Annotated in this window: 15 protein-coding genes and 2 riboswitches; of the genes, 8 read left to right on the top strand and 7 right to left on the bottom strand. The window is 57.3% G+C overall.

The window, feature by feature from the left end; all coding sequences use genetic code 11:
* Positions 1-16: 16 nt before the first annotated feature.
* The 7 genes from NYE74_RS22295 to NYE74_RS22265 are packed head-to-tail and all read left to right on the top strand — an operon-like array spanning position 17 to position 4,836.
* A complete protein-coding gene (locus NYE74_RS22295; protein WP_155620427.1) occupies positions 17-475 on the top strand; it encodes a GNAT family N-acetyltransferase in 459 nt (152 codons plus the stop codon).
* A gap of 13 nt (positions 476-488) precedes the next feature.
* The gene (locus tag NYE74_RS22290; protein WP_036623795.1) at positions 489-1,001 is read left to right on the top strand and encodes a GNAT family N-acetyltransferase; all 513 of its coding nucleotides are present in this window, start codon (positions 489-491) and stop codon (positions 999-1,001) included.
* Positions 1,002-1,026: 25 nt separating this feature from the next.
* Positions 1,027-1,542, top strand: coding sequence for a hypothetical protein (locus tag NYE74_RS22285; RefSeq protein ID WP_051985506.1), 516 nt, complete (start codon positions 1,027-1,029; stop codon positions 1,540-1,542).
* Between the two features lie 39 nt (positions 1,543-1,581).
* Positions 1,582-2,313: an SDR family NAD(P)-dependent oxidoreductase gene (locus NYE74_RS22280; RefSeq protein ID WP_036623792.1), complete on the top strand. Its 732-nt coding sequence runs from the start codon at positions 1,582-1,584 to the stop codon at positions 2,311-2,313.
* A 29-nt stretch (positions 2,314-2,342) separates the two neighbouring features.
* A complete protein-coding gene (locus tag NYE74_RS22275) occupies positions 2,343-3,224 on the top strand; it encodes a pentapeptide repeat-containing protein (protein ID WP_036623791.1) in 882 nt (293 codons plus the stop codon).
* Positions 3,221-4,141: an AraC family transcriptional regulator gene (locus tag NYE74_RS22270; RefSeq protein WP_124332904.1), complete on the top strand. Its 921-nt coding sequence runs from the start codon at positions 3,221-3,223 to the stop codon at positions 4,139-4,141. Before NYE74_RS22275 ends, NYE74_RS22270 begins: the two co-directional genes overlap by 4 nt.
* Positions 4,138-4,836 carry a YjjG family noncanonical pyrimidine nucleotidase gene (locus tag NYE74_RS22265; RefSeq protein WP_036623790.1) on the top strand — a complete coding sequence of 233 codons (699 nt, stop codon included), beginning with the start codon at positions 4,138-4,140 and terminating at the stop codon, positions 4,834-4,836. Before NYE74_RS22270 ends, NYE74_RS22265 begins: the two co-directional genes overlap by 4 nt.
* Positions 4,837-5,788: 952 nt before the next feature.
* Here the strand turns inward: NYE74_RS22265 and gcvPB are convergent.
* Genes gcvPB through gcvT form a run of 3 tightly spaced genes read right to left on the bottom strand, consistent with a single transcriptional unit; the run spans position 5,789 to position 9,984 of the window.
* The gene (gcvPB, locus tag NYE74_RS22260) at positions 5,789-7,474 is read right to left on the bottom strand and encodes an aminomethyl-transferring glycine dehydrogenase subunit GcvPB (RefSeq protein WP_036623789.1); all 1,686 of its coding nucleotides are present in this window, start codon (positions 7,472-7,474) and stop codon (positions 5,789-5,791) included.
* Complete coding sequence (gcvPA, locus tag NYE74_RS22255; RefSeq protein ID WP_036623788.1) at positions 7,462-8,826, bottom strand: aminomethyl-transferring glycine dehydrogenase subunit GcvPA; 1,365 nt, start codon at positions 8,824-8,826, stop codon at positions 7,462-7,464. The genes gcvPB and gcvPA overlap by 13 nt, the downstream gene beginning before the upstream one ends.
* Positions 8,827-8,844: 18 nt before the next feature.
* Positions 8,845-9,984 carry a glycine cleavage system aminomethyltransferase GcvT gene (gene gcvT, locus NYE74_RS22250; protein WP_036623787.1) on the bottom strand — a complete coding sequence of 380 codons (1,140 nt, stop codon included), beginning with the start codon at positions 9,982-9,984 and terminating at the stop codon, positions 8,845-8,847.
* A 111-nt stretch (positions 9,985-10,095) separates the two neighbouring features.
* A riboswitch (glycine riboswitch) is annotated at positions 10,096-10,225 on the bottom strand.
* A gap of 3 nt (positions 10,226-10,228) precedes the next feature.
* Positions 10,229-10,333: riboswitch (glycine riboswitch) on the bottom strand.
* A gap of 198 nt (positions 10,334-10,531) precedes the next feature.
* Between gcvT and gcvH the strand changes: the two genes are divergently transcribed.
* Positions 10,532-10,927 carry a glycine cleavage system protein GcvH gene (gene gcvH / locus NYE74_RS22245; protein WP_036623786.1) on the top strand — a complete coding sequence of 132 codons (396 nt, stop codon included), beginning with the start codon at positions 10,532-10,534 and terminating at the stop codon, positions 10,925-10,927.
* 108 nt (positions 10,928-11,035) lie between these two features.
* On the opposite strand, the gene mtnB is transcribed toward gcvH, so the two are convergent.
* The 4 genes from mtnB to proB all read right to left on the bottom strand — a co-directional run bounded on the left by mtnB (position 11,036) and on the right by proB (position 15,041).
* Positions 11,036-11,689 (bottom strand): methylthioribulose 1-phosphate dehydratase, encoded by a 654-nt coding sequence (mtnB, locus tag NYE74_RS22240; protein WP_316561771.1) that lies wholly within the window; start codon positions 11,687-11,689, stop codon positions 11,036-11,038.
* Positions 11,690-11,728: 39 nt separating this feature from the next.
* Positions 11,729-12,589 (bottom strand): pyrroline-5-carboxylate reductase, encoded by an 861-nt coding sequence (gene proC / locus NYE74_RS22235; protein WP_036623784.1) that lies wholly within the window; start codon positions 12,587-12,589, stop codon positions 11,729-11,731.
* A 68-nt stretch (positions 12,590-12,657) separates the two neighbouring features.
* Positions 12,658-13,905, bottom strand: a complete 1,248-nt coding sequence (locus NYE74_RS22230; RefSeq protein ID WP_036623783.1) for a glutamate-5-semialdehyde dehydrogenase — start codon at positions 13,903-13,905, stop codon at positions 12,658-12,660.
* Between the two features lie 29 nt (positions 13,906-13,934).
* Entirely contained in the window at positions 13,935-15,041 is a 1,107-nt protein-coding gene (gene proB, locus NYE74_RS22225) for a glutamate 5-kinase (protein WP_036623782.1), read from the bottom strand.
* Positions 15,042-15,412 lie beyond the last annotated feature (371 nt).

Genomic DNA, 15,412 nt, shown 5'->3' with positions numbered 1-15,412 from the left:
ATAAGGAGAATATCTTATGAACACCCCTATTTCTATCAAACAAGCCGGTCCGGAGGATTTGGAGGCGCTGGCTGCATTGTTTAACGAGTATCGTATCTTTTATGAGCAAGCTTCCGATATGGAGGGGGCCACACGGTTTTTGTCGGAACGGCTGTCCCGGAATGAATCCGTTGTATTTCTGGCCATCGATGAGGCTGATCAAACGCCGGTCGGGTTCACGCAGCTGTATCCGTCCTTTTCTTCGATATCGATGAAGCGGTTGTGGGTTCTCAACGATCTTTACGTGCGGGAGGAGTACCGCAAACAGGGGGCGGGGAAGCTGCTGCTGGAAGCGGCTAGAACTTATGCGCTGCAGACGAACGCCAAAGGACTGGAGCTGTCCACGGCCATCGCCAATGAGCGGGCCCAGCGGCTTTACGAAACAAGCGGATATATCAAGGATACGGAATTTTATCATTACTTCTTAACTTTGTAGCCGGAGGTATAAAATGAAGATCGATTTCCCCGTCTCGGACAAGCTTCATTTGCGGCTAACTACGCCGGGGGATATTGAATTCGTTCTTGCAGCCGAGCAAGATGAGCAAAACCGGCAATTCATCACCTCTTGGACGAAGGAGCGGCATCTCCAAGCATTGGATCAAAAGGATTGCCTGCACCTCATTATCGAAGATGAAAGCCGCCGTCAGGTTGGTTTTGCGATGCTGTTCGGTATTGAAAGCAGCAATCATAACATTGAACTGAGGAGAATCGTCATCGTCGATAAAGGCAAGGGGTACGGAAAAGAGGCCCTGGAATTGGTCAAAACGTTGGTTTTTACCGGCCTTGGGGCCCACCGTCTGTGGCTCGATGTAAAAGACTTCAATTTACGGGCCCAGCATGTTTACGAAGCGGCCGGTTTACAAATCGAAGGGAAATTGAGGGAATGCGTCAAGGCCGGCGATCGGTACGACTCTTTGTTTGTCATGGGCATGCTGGATCGGGAATTTTTCGGATGGTCCTAAAAAAAATCCGCGGGAGATGAACGGCGTGGAGCATGGAGAGTTTGAGGAACTTTTTTTGAAAATTACGTACCACCGAATGTGCGATATGTACTGGCCAAAGTTAAAAATCGCCCTGGAAGGGGTGGAACGGGAAATTCTATGGCGCGAACCTTACCCGGCGGGAAATACGCTGGGAGGGATTGTTTTGCATGTGTGCGAGCATATCGCCAGAAGCTGCCTAAGGCTGCAAAATTTAGAGCGGCAATTAAAGCCCGGTTTCGAGAACTATTTTCCGGCTAATGGACAGACAGCCGAAGAGCTGCTTGCTTTGTTCGAAGCCCAGCTGGATGATTGGAAGCTGCTGATGATGAAATACTTAAGCCGCGAACAGGCTCTCGAACAAGAGCAGGTTCACCAGTTGTATCATTTGGCCGAACATACCGGTTATCACCTGGGCCAGGTGCTGGACCGGGTTCAGGCCGCGACCGGCCGAAAGTTTGCTTTTACCCGAAACGGTCTGAACGAGGCCTCTTTGCGGGAAAAAATCGACGCCAAAGCGTGAAACTGCAGGCCCGGAAAAGCTGAACAAAGGAGAACGACCATGTTATCGACACAGAAAATTATCGTTACCGGCGCCGCCTCCGGCATCGGCAAGGAAATCGCCTTGCAATGCTTACAGGAAGGAGCCTCCGTCATCGCGTGCGATTTAAATGAGGAGCGGCTGCACGAGTTGGCGCGAACTGCCGATTCCCCGAACTTGTTTACGTATAAGGTGAATGTACGCCATTATGACGAAGCGGCCGCGCTGTTTGCGGCTTTGGATAGAGAGCATGGCGACGCCGACGGGTTAGTGAACAATGCGGGAATTTACCTTGGAAAAAGCATCCTGGATTATAAGGAAGAGGAAATCGACAGCGTGCTTGATGTGAATATCAAAGGCGCCGTGTATTTTTCGCAATTTTTCGGAAAACGGATGCTTGAGCAGCGTAAGCAAGGGGTTATCGTCAACATGTCCTCCGTCTCCGGCCTGGAAGGAAGCTCAGACGCCGTTTATGGACTTTCGAAAGCGGCCCTTTTGGGGCTTACCAAAAGCTGTGCCATGAATTTTGCGCCTTATGTCCGCGTCAACGCGGTCGCGCCTACCATGGTGGACACGGCGATGATGGAGCGTATTCCGGAATGGCGGAAGCGGGAGTATGTCAGCCATCAATTGGTAAACCAGCCGTTGACGGCGGAGGACGTGGCCCATACCGTGATCTTTTTGTTGTCCGAAAAAGCAAGGCATTATACCGGAGCGACGTTTGATATAAACAGCGGCTGTTATTTAAGATAAACCTGAAGACAATGGGGGGAGATTGGAAAATGTCCGGAGAGCAACTTCATAAAGAGCAGCCGCAAGACAGGACCAGAGCTGATCTGCAAGCCGACTGCGAGCATTGCTTTGGCCTGTGCTGTGTGGCGCTGCCTTATGCGGCGTCGGTCGATTTTGCGGCCGATAAAGCTGCGGGAGAGCCCTGCTCCAATCTGCGGGACGATTTCCGCTGCGGCGTCCATGACAGCCTGCGGCAGCGGGGTTATCGGGGCTGCACGGTTTACGACTGCTTTGGGGCGGGGCAGAAAATATCGCAGGTAACTTTCGGCGGAATCAGCTGGCGGGAAGCCCCGGAGTCCGCGGCGCTGATGTATGAACTGTTTCCGGTGATGTGGCAGCTTCACGAGCTGCTTTGGTATTTGGACGAAGCGTTGGCGCTGGAGCCGGCCGGTCCGCTTCAAGAGCGGCTCCGCATGGCTTATGACGATACGGAACGGCTCACCCGTTTGAGCCCGGCCGAACTCCAACAGGCGGATGCGGCGGCGCAGCGCGCGAAAGTGAATGCGCTTCTGCTGGAGATCAGCGAGCAGGTACGGAGCGCCGCGCTTCGCGGGCTTAAGAATACGGCGGGCCGCCGCCGCAAAACCTACGGGCGCGGCGCGGACCTGATCGGCGCCAAGCTCAAAGGGGCGGATTTGCGGGGAGCGAACCTGAGAGGGGCCTATCTGATCGCCGCCGATCTCAGGGATGCCAACCTTAGCATGGCCGATCTGATCGGAGCGGATTTGCGCGATGCCGATCTGCGCGGCGCTGACCTGTCGAGTTGCCTTTTTTTGACCCAAATGCAGCTGAATGCGGCAAAAGGCGACGGGCGCACCAAGCTGCCGCCGAAATTTGTCCGTCCGGCCCATTGGAACGGAGCGAGCGCATGAGCGATTACCTGGACCGGATCGAAAGCGTAAAGGCGTTTATGTTGCAACATTTAAGCGAAAAGCTGAGCCTGGAGCAATTGGCCGAGGTATCCCATTTCTCCAAATATCACTTTTCGCGGGTGTTTGCGGCGGTGACGGGGGCGACGCCCATGGCATATATGAACCGTCTGCGGTTAAACCAAGCGTTGGCTTACTTGCTGGAAACCGATAAAACAGTGCTGGAAATTTCCGCGTTATGCGGGTTTGAATCGGCCTCGAATTTCAACGCCGCGTTCAAGAGGCATTTTGCCAAAACGCCAAGTGAAGTTCGCCGTGCGCGGCAAAAGGACCGCAATTTTTCATTATCTTCCCGCAATAACCAGGAAGCTGAACCCGCTGCCTCCCTGTATGATTCAAATAGGAATCGTAATTTTTTGAGGAGGGTTTGGCAAATGAACGTAACGATGAAGGAATTGCCCGCTTTTGAGGTGGCTTATGTAAGGCATGTAGGGAGCTATTTGGAGACGTATAAGGCTTGGGCGAAGCTGGGCGAGTGGGCGGGCCAAAACGGGCTGTTTCCGCCGGAGCAAGCTTTTATCGGAATTTCACTGGACGATCCGGCCGCCACGGAAGAATTCGCTTGCCGTTACGATGCCTGCGTAACCGTGCCGGACACGCTGAACCGGGAAGACGCTCCGCCCGAAGTAGAGTTCAGGACGCTGCCGGGGGGACTTTATGCGATGTTTTATTTTTACGATACGCTGGATAAATTTGCGATATTGTTTCAAAGTATTTTTGGCGGATGGCTGCCGAATAGCGAATACGACCCGGACGATAGGCATTGTCTGGAGTTCAGCATGAACAATCCCGCGGACGATCCCGAGGGCAAGGCAAAGGTCGAACTGTACGTTCCGGTAAAGAGGAGGACTAGCTTTTGAAGTATACGCACATCTTGTTTGACGCGGATGAAACGCTGCTCGATTTCTCGCAGGCGGAAGCATTTGCGTTAAGCGAAGCGTTAAAGCATGAGGGGATAACCTGCACGGACGAAGTGGCTCAGGCGTATAAGTCGATTAATAAACAGCTTTGGACCGAATACGAACAGGGGGAAATCGGCCAGGACAAGCTTAGAACGGAGCGGTTTGAACGTCTGTTCCGCGAGCTGGACCTTGCCGTTGGCTGCGGAGTCGGCCCGTTTAGCGGACTGTATACGCAGTTCTTGGGGAAAGCTTCTTTTTTGGTGGAAGGCGCGGCTTCGGTCTGCCGGGATTTGATCGATTCGGGCCTTCGGTTGGCGATCATCACGAACGGCATCAAAGAAGTGCAAATGAGCCGGATTCAAGGCTCGGAGCTGACCGGCTGCTTTGAAGCGATTGTCGTCTCCGAGGAAACGGGCTACCATAAGCCGGAGCGGGGCATTTTTGATTATGCGTTTGACAAACTGCGGCTTACGGACAAGACCCGGGTGTTGATAGTCGGCGATTCGTTAAGCTCGGATATCCGTGGCGGAGTGGATTACGGGATCGATACCTGCTGGTTTAATCCGCGGCAGTTGCCGAATGCTTCCGGCGTCCGGCCAACCTATGAGATACAGCGCCTGGGGCAGATTCGCGGGCTTGTTGCTGGGGCGTAAGGCAGTCGGGGCAACGCAAATATGAATGCTTAACGGCCGGTCTGTCCGCTTTCTGCGGGCAGGCCGTTTGTTTTTTTGGGAGGGTAGCTCCTCTTGATGGGTTCAAATGCAAAAGTGCATCTTGTTTTCGAAATTTACGCCTATTTGAACCGGTGAGATACAAAAGCCGCAGAGGTCTTCCGCCATGAATCCGAATGTGCTAAAGACACATACCGCTTTGGGGTAGAGTGTTCGGCCTGCAATAGTGCATTCGAAACGCTCCAAGCGTCCGTCATCTAGGAGGGGAAGATCTGCATTTTATCGGATGGAAACAAAGAACGATTTCAATTGAGTCCGGCATTTTATGAGAAAGAATTAACGGTAGTTGGATCGAGTGACGGTTGGGATTATGCCAAACACTCCGCATGTTTTTTTGGACAAATTAAAAATACGCCTTTCGTAAATCGAATATTCGAACTTCAAATTACCAAGGATGAACTAATCCAGTGTTTCGATTCGCTAAGCTAAAATAAAATAAATCCGTTAAAGGTTTTGGTAACATATTAAAATTAACAGTACCGAAGAGCGCTTCGAAGCTTGCCCAGGCTTTGGTTTAACCTTTGCGCCATTCCTCGGCATATCTTCGGACGTGCCTCGGCATATCTTCGCTATACGTGCATGGGCTCCCGTTGCTATGGTGGCGTAATTAAGCGGCAGTCGCGGACTTTGTTTCTCGTCCGGGGCTGCCGCTGTTCGAGTATATAAGGGGCTTGTAAAGCTGCCTTTTGGGGCGAACTCGATTAACTGTTTAACAGCCGCAAGTGCAAAAGTACATTTGGTATTTCTTCAAAATCCGTTTTTGGGCGCTTGAAATGCAAAAGTGCAGTTGAAAAGAGGGTTTAAGGAAAAATATGGTTGTATTATTGAGAATGAACTGCACTTTTGCATTTGGGGTGTCGCACATTGATCTCCGCTACCCGCAGGCGCAGTTCAGCACCGGCTTCCGGGCGGCCCCGGTTTCGTCCAGGCGCGTTACCGGCGTAGTGTACGGGGCGTTCAGCAGGAGACCTGGGTTCGTCTCCGCTTCCTTGGCGATGGCGATCATACAATCGATAAACCCGTCGAGCGTTTCCTTGCTTTCGGTTTCCGTCGGCTCGATCATGATGCATTCCTCGACGTTCAGCGGGAAATAGATGGTCGGCGGGTGGTAGCCGAAATCCAGCAGCCGCTTGGCGACGTCGAGCGTGCGGATGCCGTATTGGACCAGCCCGCTGCCGGACATGACGAATTCGTGTTTGCACGATTGATCCGAGTAAGGGATCTCGTAATAAGGAGCCAGACGCTTCATCATGTAATTGGCGTTCAGCACGGCGTTTTCCGAAACCTGGCGGAGTCCCTCCGGGCCCAGGCTGCGGATATAGGCGTAAGCGCGGACGAGAATGCCGAAATTGCCGTAATACGCTTTGACCCGGCCGATGGAGGCTGAGCCTTGTGTACCCGGCAAGCCGCCTTCGGGGGCTGGGCTGGGCGAGCCAATGGAGGCAGTAGAAGTCGGGGAGACGCACGGGCCGTCGGAACCAACTGAGCCAGCCGAGCCAGGCGAACCAATTGAACCAACCGAGCCAGCTGAGCCAGCCGAAACGGACGGCTTTCCCGTGCCTACCGTCGAGGCGAAGCCTGCCGCCCCCTCCGGTCGCCGGCCGCGGATGGCGTAACGGCCGGATTCGTCCATGACGACGGTCGGCTCGGGCAGAAACGGTGCGAGCCGCTTTTTGACGCCGACCGGACCTGCGCCGGGACCGCCGCCGCCATGCGGCGTGCTCATCGTTTTGTGCAGGTTGAGGTGGACGACGTCAAAGCCCATGTCGCCGGGCCGCGTAATCCCCATAATAGCGTTCGAATTGGCGCCGTCATAATACAGCAGGCCGCCGGCCGCATGGACGATTTCGGCGATCTGCACGATTTGCTGCTCGAACAGGCCAAGCGTGTTCGGGTTGGTGAGCATAAGGGCGGCGGTATCTTCGCCGACGGCCGCCCGCAGCGCGTCCAGATCGACCATGCCGCGCTGGTTCGAAGGGACGGTCACCGTCTCAAAGCCGGCGACCGCAGCGCTGGCCGGATTGGTGCCGTGCGAGGAATCCGGCACGATCACTTTCGTCCGCTTCTCGCCGCGGCTTTCGTGATAGGCGCGGATCATCATCAGGCCCGTCCATTCCCCATGCGCCCCGGCGGCCGGCTGCAGGGTGACCTCGTCCATACCGGTAATCCCGGCCAAATCCCGCTGCAGCCGGTACATCAGCTCCAGCGCGCCCTGCAGGCTTTCCTCCGGCTGATATGGATGAATTTTGGCGAAGCCGGGATAACGGGCCACATCCTCGTTGATTTTCGGGTTGTATTTCATCGTGCAGGAGCCAAGCGGATAAAACCCGTTATCAACGCCGAAATTGCGGCGGGACAAGGCGGTATAATGGCGCACGACATCGACCTCGTACACTTCCGGGAACGAAAGCCCCTCGCGGCGCAGCATTTCCGGCGGCACCAGTTCCTCCTTCGGGACGGCGGGGACGTCGCATTCCGGCAGGGAATAACCGATCCTTCCGGGCCGGCTGCGTTCGAAAATAAGCAATTCCTCCGGCTTGGTTTCATTTATTTCGCGCATATCGATTCCTCCATTACGCTGACGAATTGGTCGATTTCCGCTTTGCTGCGTTTTTCGGTCACAGCGATCAGCACATGTCCGGCGAGTTCGGGGTAGCTGCGCCCCAGATCAAATCCGCCGATAAATCCGGCCTCGAGCAGCTTTTGCTGCAGCTGCTGCGGATCGGCGCCTTCCGGCAGCCGGATGACGAATTCATTAAAAACCGGGGCCGGAAAGGGGAGGCCTACACCCGGGATGGAAGCCAGGCGCGTTTTGGCGTAATGCGCTTTTTGCAGGTTCAGCTCCGCGACCTCGGCCATGCCTTGTTTGCCCATGAGCGACATATACACAGACGCGGCGAGGGCGAGCAGCGCCTGGTTGGAGCAAATGTTGGAGGTCGCTTTTTCGCGGCGGATATGCTGCTCCCTAGCTTGCAGGGTCAGCACGAACCCGCGCTTGCCGTTACGGTCGGTCGTCTGCCCGACGATCCGCCCGGGCATCCGGCGCATGTAGCTGTCCGCCACGGCGAAAAATCCGCAGGTCGGGCCGCCAAAGGAAGACGCGATGCCCAGCGGCTGCGCGTCGCCGACGACGATATCCGCGCCCAGCTTGCCCGGCGCTTCCAGCAGGCCCAGCGACAGCGGGTTGCAGCTGACGATCAAGAGGCCTCCGCGCGCATGAATCAGCTCGCCGATGGCGCGGATATCTTCGAGGGAACCGAAGAAATTCGGGTTTTGCACCAGCACGGCGGCGGTGTCTTCCGTGATGGCCGTCTCCAGCGCCTTACGGTCGGTAACGCCCGCATCCCAGCCGACCTCCGCGATTTCCAGATTCAGGCCGCGCGCGTAAGTCGCCAGCACCTCGCGGGCTTCGGGGTGAACGGTCCGGGCCACGACCAGCCGCTTGCGCCGGGTGGCGGCCGCGGCCAGCGAGCCGGCTTCAGCAAGTGCCGTCGCTCCGTCGTACATGCTGGCGTTGGCCACCTTGAGGCCGGTCAGCTCGCAGATGTAGGACTGGAACTCAAAGATCGCCTGCAGTTCGCCCTGGCTGATCTCCGGCTGGTACGGCGTATATGCGGTGTAAAATTCGGAGCGGGAAACGACATGTTGGATGACGGAAGGAATATGATGATCGTAAATGCCCGCGCCGAGGAAGCTGGCGTAACGGTCGGTGTCGGCATTGCGCGCGGCGAGCGCGGACATGTGCCGGGTTAAGGCGTATTCGTCGAGCCGCGGGGAAACCGGCAGCGCGCCTTTAAAACGGATCTCCTCGGGTATATCCTGAAACAGCGCTTCGAGCGAAGGGACGCCGATCGCTTCCAGCATTTCGGACCGGTCCTGTTCGGTCAGCGGCAAATAACGGTGTTTTATCATAAGTTTCTCGTACTCCTTTCACGGCTTGGCGGATGCGTTTCGGCGATAAAACGGCAGGGGGACGACTTTGGCTTTCAGCCGTTTGCCGCGGATTTCAACCTCGAGCACGGTGCCGGCCGCCGCGTGGGCGCCGGCGATCAGCGCCAGGCCGAGGTTTTTTTTGAGCGTCGGCGATTGCGTGCCCGTAGTTACTTCGCCGATGGGGTCCTCGGTGCCCGGCGCAAACACCGGATAATGCGCGCGCGGAATGCCCCGGTCGATCATCTCCAGACCGGCCAGCCGCCGCGGTACGCCTTCTTCATGCTGCCTGAGCAGCGCCTCCCGCCCAATAAACGGGCCGGAGTCCCACTTCACGAACCGGCCGAGGCCGGCTTCCAGCGGCGAAATGCTCGGCGACAGCTCCTGCCCGTAGAGGGGAAGGCCGGCTTCAAAGCGCAGCGTATCCCGGGCGCCGAGCCCCGCCGGCACGAGTCCGCGAGGCTCGGCGGCCCGCATCAGCGCGTCCCAAAGGACCGGGGCGTCTTCCGCGGCAACGTAAAGCTCGTACCCGTCCTCGCCGGTATAGCCGGTGCGCGAGAGCAGCGTTTTAATGCCGCAGACTCGGGCCGCGGGTTTAAACGTGAAGGGGCGTAAAACGCTGGGATCATACCCTTCGCACAGGGGAGAGAGGATGGAGGCGGCCAGCGGTCCCTGCAGCGCCAGCAGCGCCGTGGCCGCGGAAACGTTGCGCAGACTGACGCCTTCGGCGGGCAGATGCCGGCACAGCCATTCCCAATCCTTGGCGATGTTCGCGGCGTTGACGACAAGCATGTATTTGCCTTCGTCCCGTTTATACACCAGCAGATCATCGACGACGCCCCCGTCCGGATAACAGAGCAGGGTGTATTGGGCTTTTCCCGGCCCCAGCAGGCTCACGTCGTTCGTCGTCATCCGCTGCAAAAAACTTTCCGCTCCGGGACCCTCGGCGTAAAACTCGCCCATATGCGATACGTCGAACAAGCCGGCCCGCTCGCGCACGGCCTCGTGCTCCTTCTGAATGCCGCTGAACTGCACCGGCAGCTCCCAGCCGCCGAAATCGATGCAGCGCACGCCTTCATACCGGGAGTAACAAGAGTATAGCGGCGTTCGTTGCAATAGGGGTTCTACGGGTTCGGACATTTCATCACCTCGTTTGGCCGCGGTGGGCCGTATTTTACCTGCACACATCATGAAAAAATAAAAAGACAGGCCAAGAAATTCCGACCGGCAAACGAATCGGATATTCCCGGGCTCTGTCCTTTGTACCTGAGAGTTACCCTGCGGCAAAACACCGGTCATCTTGCGCTCCGGCATTTTTGAAAAAGCAGGTTTCCCCTTGGGTGATCCGCCTTCTGTCGATAAAGACGAATTCTCTCCAGAGACGCGTCCGGCAGAGGTCCTTTTGCCTGAGAGATTCACCGCTTCCGCAACGGCTTGCTCCTTCGGCGTTACAATTGCCTGGAATTGTAATCTCTCCCTCTGCCTTCAACCGCTGATTACATCTACATTAATACTCAAAACCGCGAAATATGTCAATAAACTTATCATGAAAATATAAAAAATATTTTATTTTTGTATTATGCAACGCTTTCATTTTTTGAATCTATAAATTATGTTAGTAATATTGACACTACAGCTAGGTTTGGAATAATCTGAACGAGAAAGATCCGGAAGAGGAGGAATACGCATGTCTGCCAATATTAGGGAAAATCTGTGGTATAGCGATGAACATGAATGGGTGCTGGATTTGGGGGACGGAACGGTAAAAATCGGCATTTCCGACGTGGCTCAGCATCGCTTGGGCGATATTGTATTTGTGGAGCTGCCGGACCTTGGAACGGAAGTGGAAGCGCAGGACGGCATCGGCACGATCGAATCGGTCAAAACGGTGGCGGATTTGTTTACGCCGGTCAGCGGAACGGTGCTGGAGATCAACGCGGAGCTGGAAGCGGCGCCCGAGCTGGTGAACGAGGAACCTTACGACGGGGGATGGATGGTGCGGATTCAGCTTCGGGAAGACCCCGCCGCCGCTTTTTCCAAGTTGATGGATGCCAAAGCTTATGCGGAGTTTCTTGAAAGATAAAGGGCCTGTTACAGCGTAAAATAATCTCGCGGCAGCGAGGAGGGCGCGGCTTGCTTGCCGCATGGTGTCTTAGCGCTTCGCTGGCCGCGAGTTTGTTTAATGCGTCATTTACGTTTGTTTGCGCGGAAGCAGGAGGGAGCGGTACAACGCTTCGAACATAAATTCGAAGGCCTCCAGACGGGATACGGCATCAAACGCGGTGGAGCCCCAGGCGTAGATGCCGTGGCCCCGCAGCAACAAGCCGGGAACCCGGGTGTCGAGCGCGGCGGGAATCCGCCTTTCCATTTCGGCGATGTCGGCGTAATTCGGTACGACCGGGATGCGTACAGCGGCGTCCTCCTCCCAGATGCCCAGCGCTTTGATCAGCTCGTTGCCCTGCAATTGAACGAATCCTTCGTCGCCGAAATATTCGCTGAGCACATTGTTAAACACGGTGTGCACGTGGAGAATCGCGCCGCAGCCGGTCATCCGGTAGATCTTCGCGTGGACCGGCGCATCTTCGCCGGGCGTCAGCTTCGTAGCTTCGCTTGGCGTTCCGGCGGCGTCCACAAACAGGAACTCCTCGGCCGGAAGGTTCGTCCGGCCTTTCATGCCCGATGTTACCGCAAAATGATAATTGCCCGGCGCGAAGCTTCCGACCCGGACGGACAAGCTGCCGCTCATGGCCGGAAGCCAGCCGCGGGCGGCAAGCTGCTCCTTGACGCCGCGCAGTTTGCTGAGCGCAGCTTGCTTTTCCTCCAACGGAATGTCCGAAAAATTCATCCAGGCCGTCCTCCTTCGTGCTTCATTCAGAATCTTGGCTTACAGAAGCGACTTTCGAACCGCCTCGCCCATTTCCAAAGACCGCTCGGCGGCGCGGTGCACCGCGGCTTTCACGTTCGGCCGGAACCCGCCCGCTTCGAGCACCTCCAGCGCCGCCTGGGTCGAGCCGTTCGGCGAGGTGATGTCGGCCCGGAGCTTGGCCGGATTTTCGCCGGTTTCCGCCATCATCAAGGCGGCCCCAAGCACCGTTTGCACCGTCAGCCCGCGCGCTTGCTCGGGGGTTAGCCCGCCTTCCACGCCCGCTTCGATCATCGCTTCCATCATGTAATAAATATATGCGGGGCCGCTCCCGGAAACACCGGTCAGGATTTCCATCCGTTCCTCCGGAATCACGCTCACCATGCCGACCGCTTGAAACATGGACAAGACCTGCGCTTTTTGCTCCTCCGACATTTCGGCGGAGAAGGAGATCCCGGTGGCGCCGCAGCCGATGGAGCAGGACGTGTTCGGCATCGTCCGGGCGACCGGGATGTTGCCGCCGAGCAGCGCCTGGATCGTCGCAATCGACAGACCGGCGATCAGGGAAACGATCATTTGCCCTTCGCGCAGCATCGGGCCGAGTTCGCTAAGCGCCTCCCCGGCATCCTTCGGCTTCATCGCCAGGACGATGATCGAAGCTTCCCGGAGATGCTGCCGTTTGGCGGCTTCCTCGTTTGCGGCCGAGACGCGGTAAGTCTGCGACAAATAGGCCAGCCGTTCCTGGCTCGAGCGGTTCAGCATGGCGATTTGCTCCGCGGCGGCGACGCCTTTATGGATCAGTCCGCGCACGATCGCTTCGGCCATCGAACCGGCGCCGTAAAAGCAAATCGAGGCGGAGGCAAGGGATATGTTCGGGTTCATGGGAATTACCTCCTGATGTAGAGAATGGATATTGGCTAACAGGGATTTTTTTCAGGCTTATTGCAGGTTTACTCCCGGATTTGCCCGTTCCCCGTAATGATATATTTGCTGGATGTCAGCGCAGGCAAGCCCATCGGTCCTCTGGCATGCAGTTTTTGCGTGCTGATGCCGATTTCGGCGCCATAGCCGAATTCAAAGCCGTCCGTAAACCGGGTGGACGCATTGTGGTACACGGCGGCCGCGTCGATTTCCCGCTGAAAAAGCTCCGCGGTTTGCCGGTCTTCCGTAACGATGCATTCCGAGTGTTTGGTCCCGAAACGGCGGATATGATCCAGCGCCTCCTCCAAGTTGCGAACGACCTTCACATTCAAAATATAGTCGTTGTACTCGGTCGCATAGTCTTCTTCGGTAGCCGGATTCGCCCAGGCCACGAGGCGTCTCGTGGCTGCGCAGCCCCTTAATTCGACGCCCGCCTCCTTGAAGCGGTCCGCCAATTCGGACAGATGCCGGGCGGCGAAGTCTTCATGGACGAGCAGCGTTTCCATCGAATTGCATACCGATGGGCGCTGTACTTTGGCGTTGAGCGCAATGGAAGCGGCCATTTCCGGGTCCGCGGCGGCGTCCAGGTACGTATGACAGATGCCCGCGCCCGTCTCGATCACCGGTACGGTAGCGTTTTGCACGACCGTTTGGATCAGCGAGCTGCCGCCGCGCGGAATGATGACATCCAGCAGCCCGTTCAGCTTCAGCATCTCGTCGACGGCCGAACGGTTCGGGTCCTCGATGAGTTGCACGGCGTCGACCGGGCTGGCGGTGGCGCTTAACGCCTCGTGGATGATCTCGACGATTTTGCGGTTGGAGGCGAGGGCGGAGGAGCCGCCGCGCAGCACGACCGCGTTGCCGGTCTTAAGGCACAGTCCCATCGCGTCGACCGTCACGTTGGGGCGGGCTTCATAAATGATCCCGATGACGCCGAGCGGCACGCGCTTCTTCACGATATGCAGGCCGTTCGGGCGGTCGATCGTCTCCAGCACGTCTCCGACCGGATCGGGCAAAGCGACGATCTGCCGCAGCCCTTCGGCGATGTCTTTAATGCGTTTCTCGTTTAAAGCAAGCCGGTCCAGCATCGACGAAGAAGTGCCGTTCTCCCGGCCGCGCCGCAAATCTTCCTCGTTGGCCGCGATAATCGCGGCGCTGCCGTCCACAAGCGCTTTGGCGGCGGCCAGCAGGGCTTCGTTTTTTTGCTCCGTCGTCAGGCGGTTCAGCGCGGATACGGCGCCGGCGGCCCGCTCGGCTTTTTGTCTGACTTCACTCATGGTTTTAGGCCTCCTTATGATTCTTTGATTTATGATTTTAACGAAATCCATTCGTCCCGGTGAATAACTTCCAGACGGTGGACGATTTCCAGCTTCTTGATGACCTCCCCGCTGGGAAGCCCGAGAATTTCCTGCAGCTGCTCGGCGTCGTAATTGACGATCCCGCGTCCCAGCACTTCCCCGCCGGGATTGACGACTTCCACGACATCTCCCGTATGAAAGTGGCCGGTTGCGCACTTTACGCCCACCGGGAGCAGGCTGCGACCGCCGTGAATGAGCGCTTCTTCGGCGCCGGCATCGACCGTCAGCGTGCCGAACGGGGTGGAGAAGAAGCCGAGCCATTGTTTTTTGCGCGGCAGGGCGGACCCGTGCGCTTCAAAGTAGGTGCCGCGGCCGTCGCCCCGCAGCGCCGCCAGCAGATCGCCGGGCTCCCCTACCTTGCCGACGAAGACGGGAACGCCGCCGATCGAAGCGATTTTGGCCGCGTCGATTTTGGAGCGCATGCCGCCCGTGCCGACCGCGGAGCCCGCCCCGCCGGCGATCGCGTACAGGTCGCCCGTGATTTCGGCGACGCGGGCGATGCGCGTGGCGTTTGGATCAAGGCGCGGGTCCTTGGTGTAAAGCCCGTCCATATCCGTCAAAATGAGCAGATGCTCGGCTTTGATCAAATTGGCGACCAAGGCCGACAGCGTGTCGTTGTCACCGAATTTCAACTCGTCCAGCGACACGGTGTCGTTTTCGTTGATGATCGGCAGGACGCCCTGCCGCAGCAGCTCTTCGATCGCCATGCTCGCATTGCCCGTCCGCTTGCGGTTCTGAAAATCGGAGCGGGTAAGCAGCACCTGGGCCGCGGATACGCGATGTTCGGCGAGCGCTTCGCGGTACGCCTGCATGAGCAGCGCCTGGCCTACCGCGGCGGCCGCCTGTTTCTCATGCAGCAGCTTCGGCCGCTCGGGGTAGCCGATTTCGCGGAAGCCGGCGGCCACGGCGCCGGAGGTGACGAGCAGGGGCTGGTACCCGGCCCGGATGAGACCGGCCAGCTCGGCGGCGAAATAACGGACGGCGTCCCGGTTTAACCCTCCTTCCGACGAAGTCAGCGAACTGCTTCCGATTTTGACGACGATGCGACGCAGCATGGTGACCACTCCTCCAAAACTTGAATAATAACGTGTGTGTGCGGGTAACGGATGGTTGCGCGAGCCGCAGGATGTAACGGACATGAGAGCCGCTAATCAAGCAAAAACGGTCTTTTCCGCATTTTCCCGCAAAATAAAAAAACTTCCGCCTTTGCACGCAAAGGACGAAAGTGTGACTTCCGCGGTACCACCTTTATTGATGAGGTTTCTCATCCGACTCGGATTGCCCGGTAACAGGGGCGCTGTCCGGCTTTGGGGCCGGCCGCTCGGGGGTAGGATTCGGAAAGGGCAAGCATGTAAATTCTCTCAGCCGATGGAATTTACTCTCTGGAGCGCCGCGGTCTTTCGTACTGGTCCCGTCTATGCGTTTG

Source organism: Paenibacillus sp. FSL P4-0127, from assembly GCF_038007325.1.
Taxonomy (GTDB): domain Bacteria; phylum Bacillota; class Bacilli; order Paenibacillales; family Paenibacillaceae; genus Fontibacillus; species Fontibacillus macerans.
This window is presented reverse-complemented; position numbering and strand designations above follow the sequence as displayed.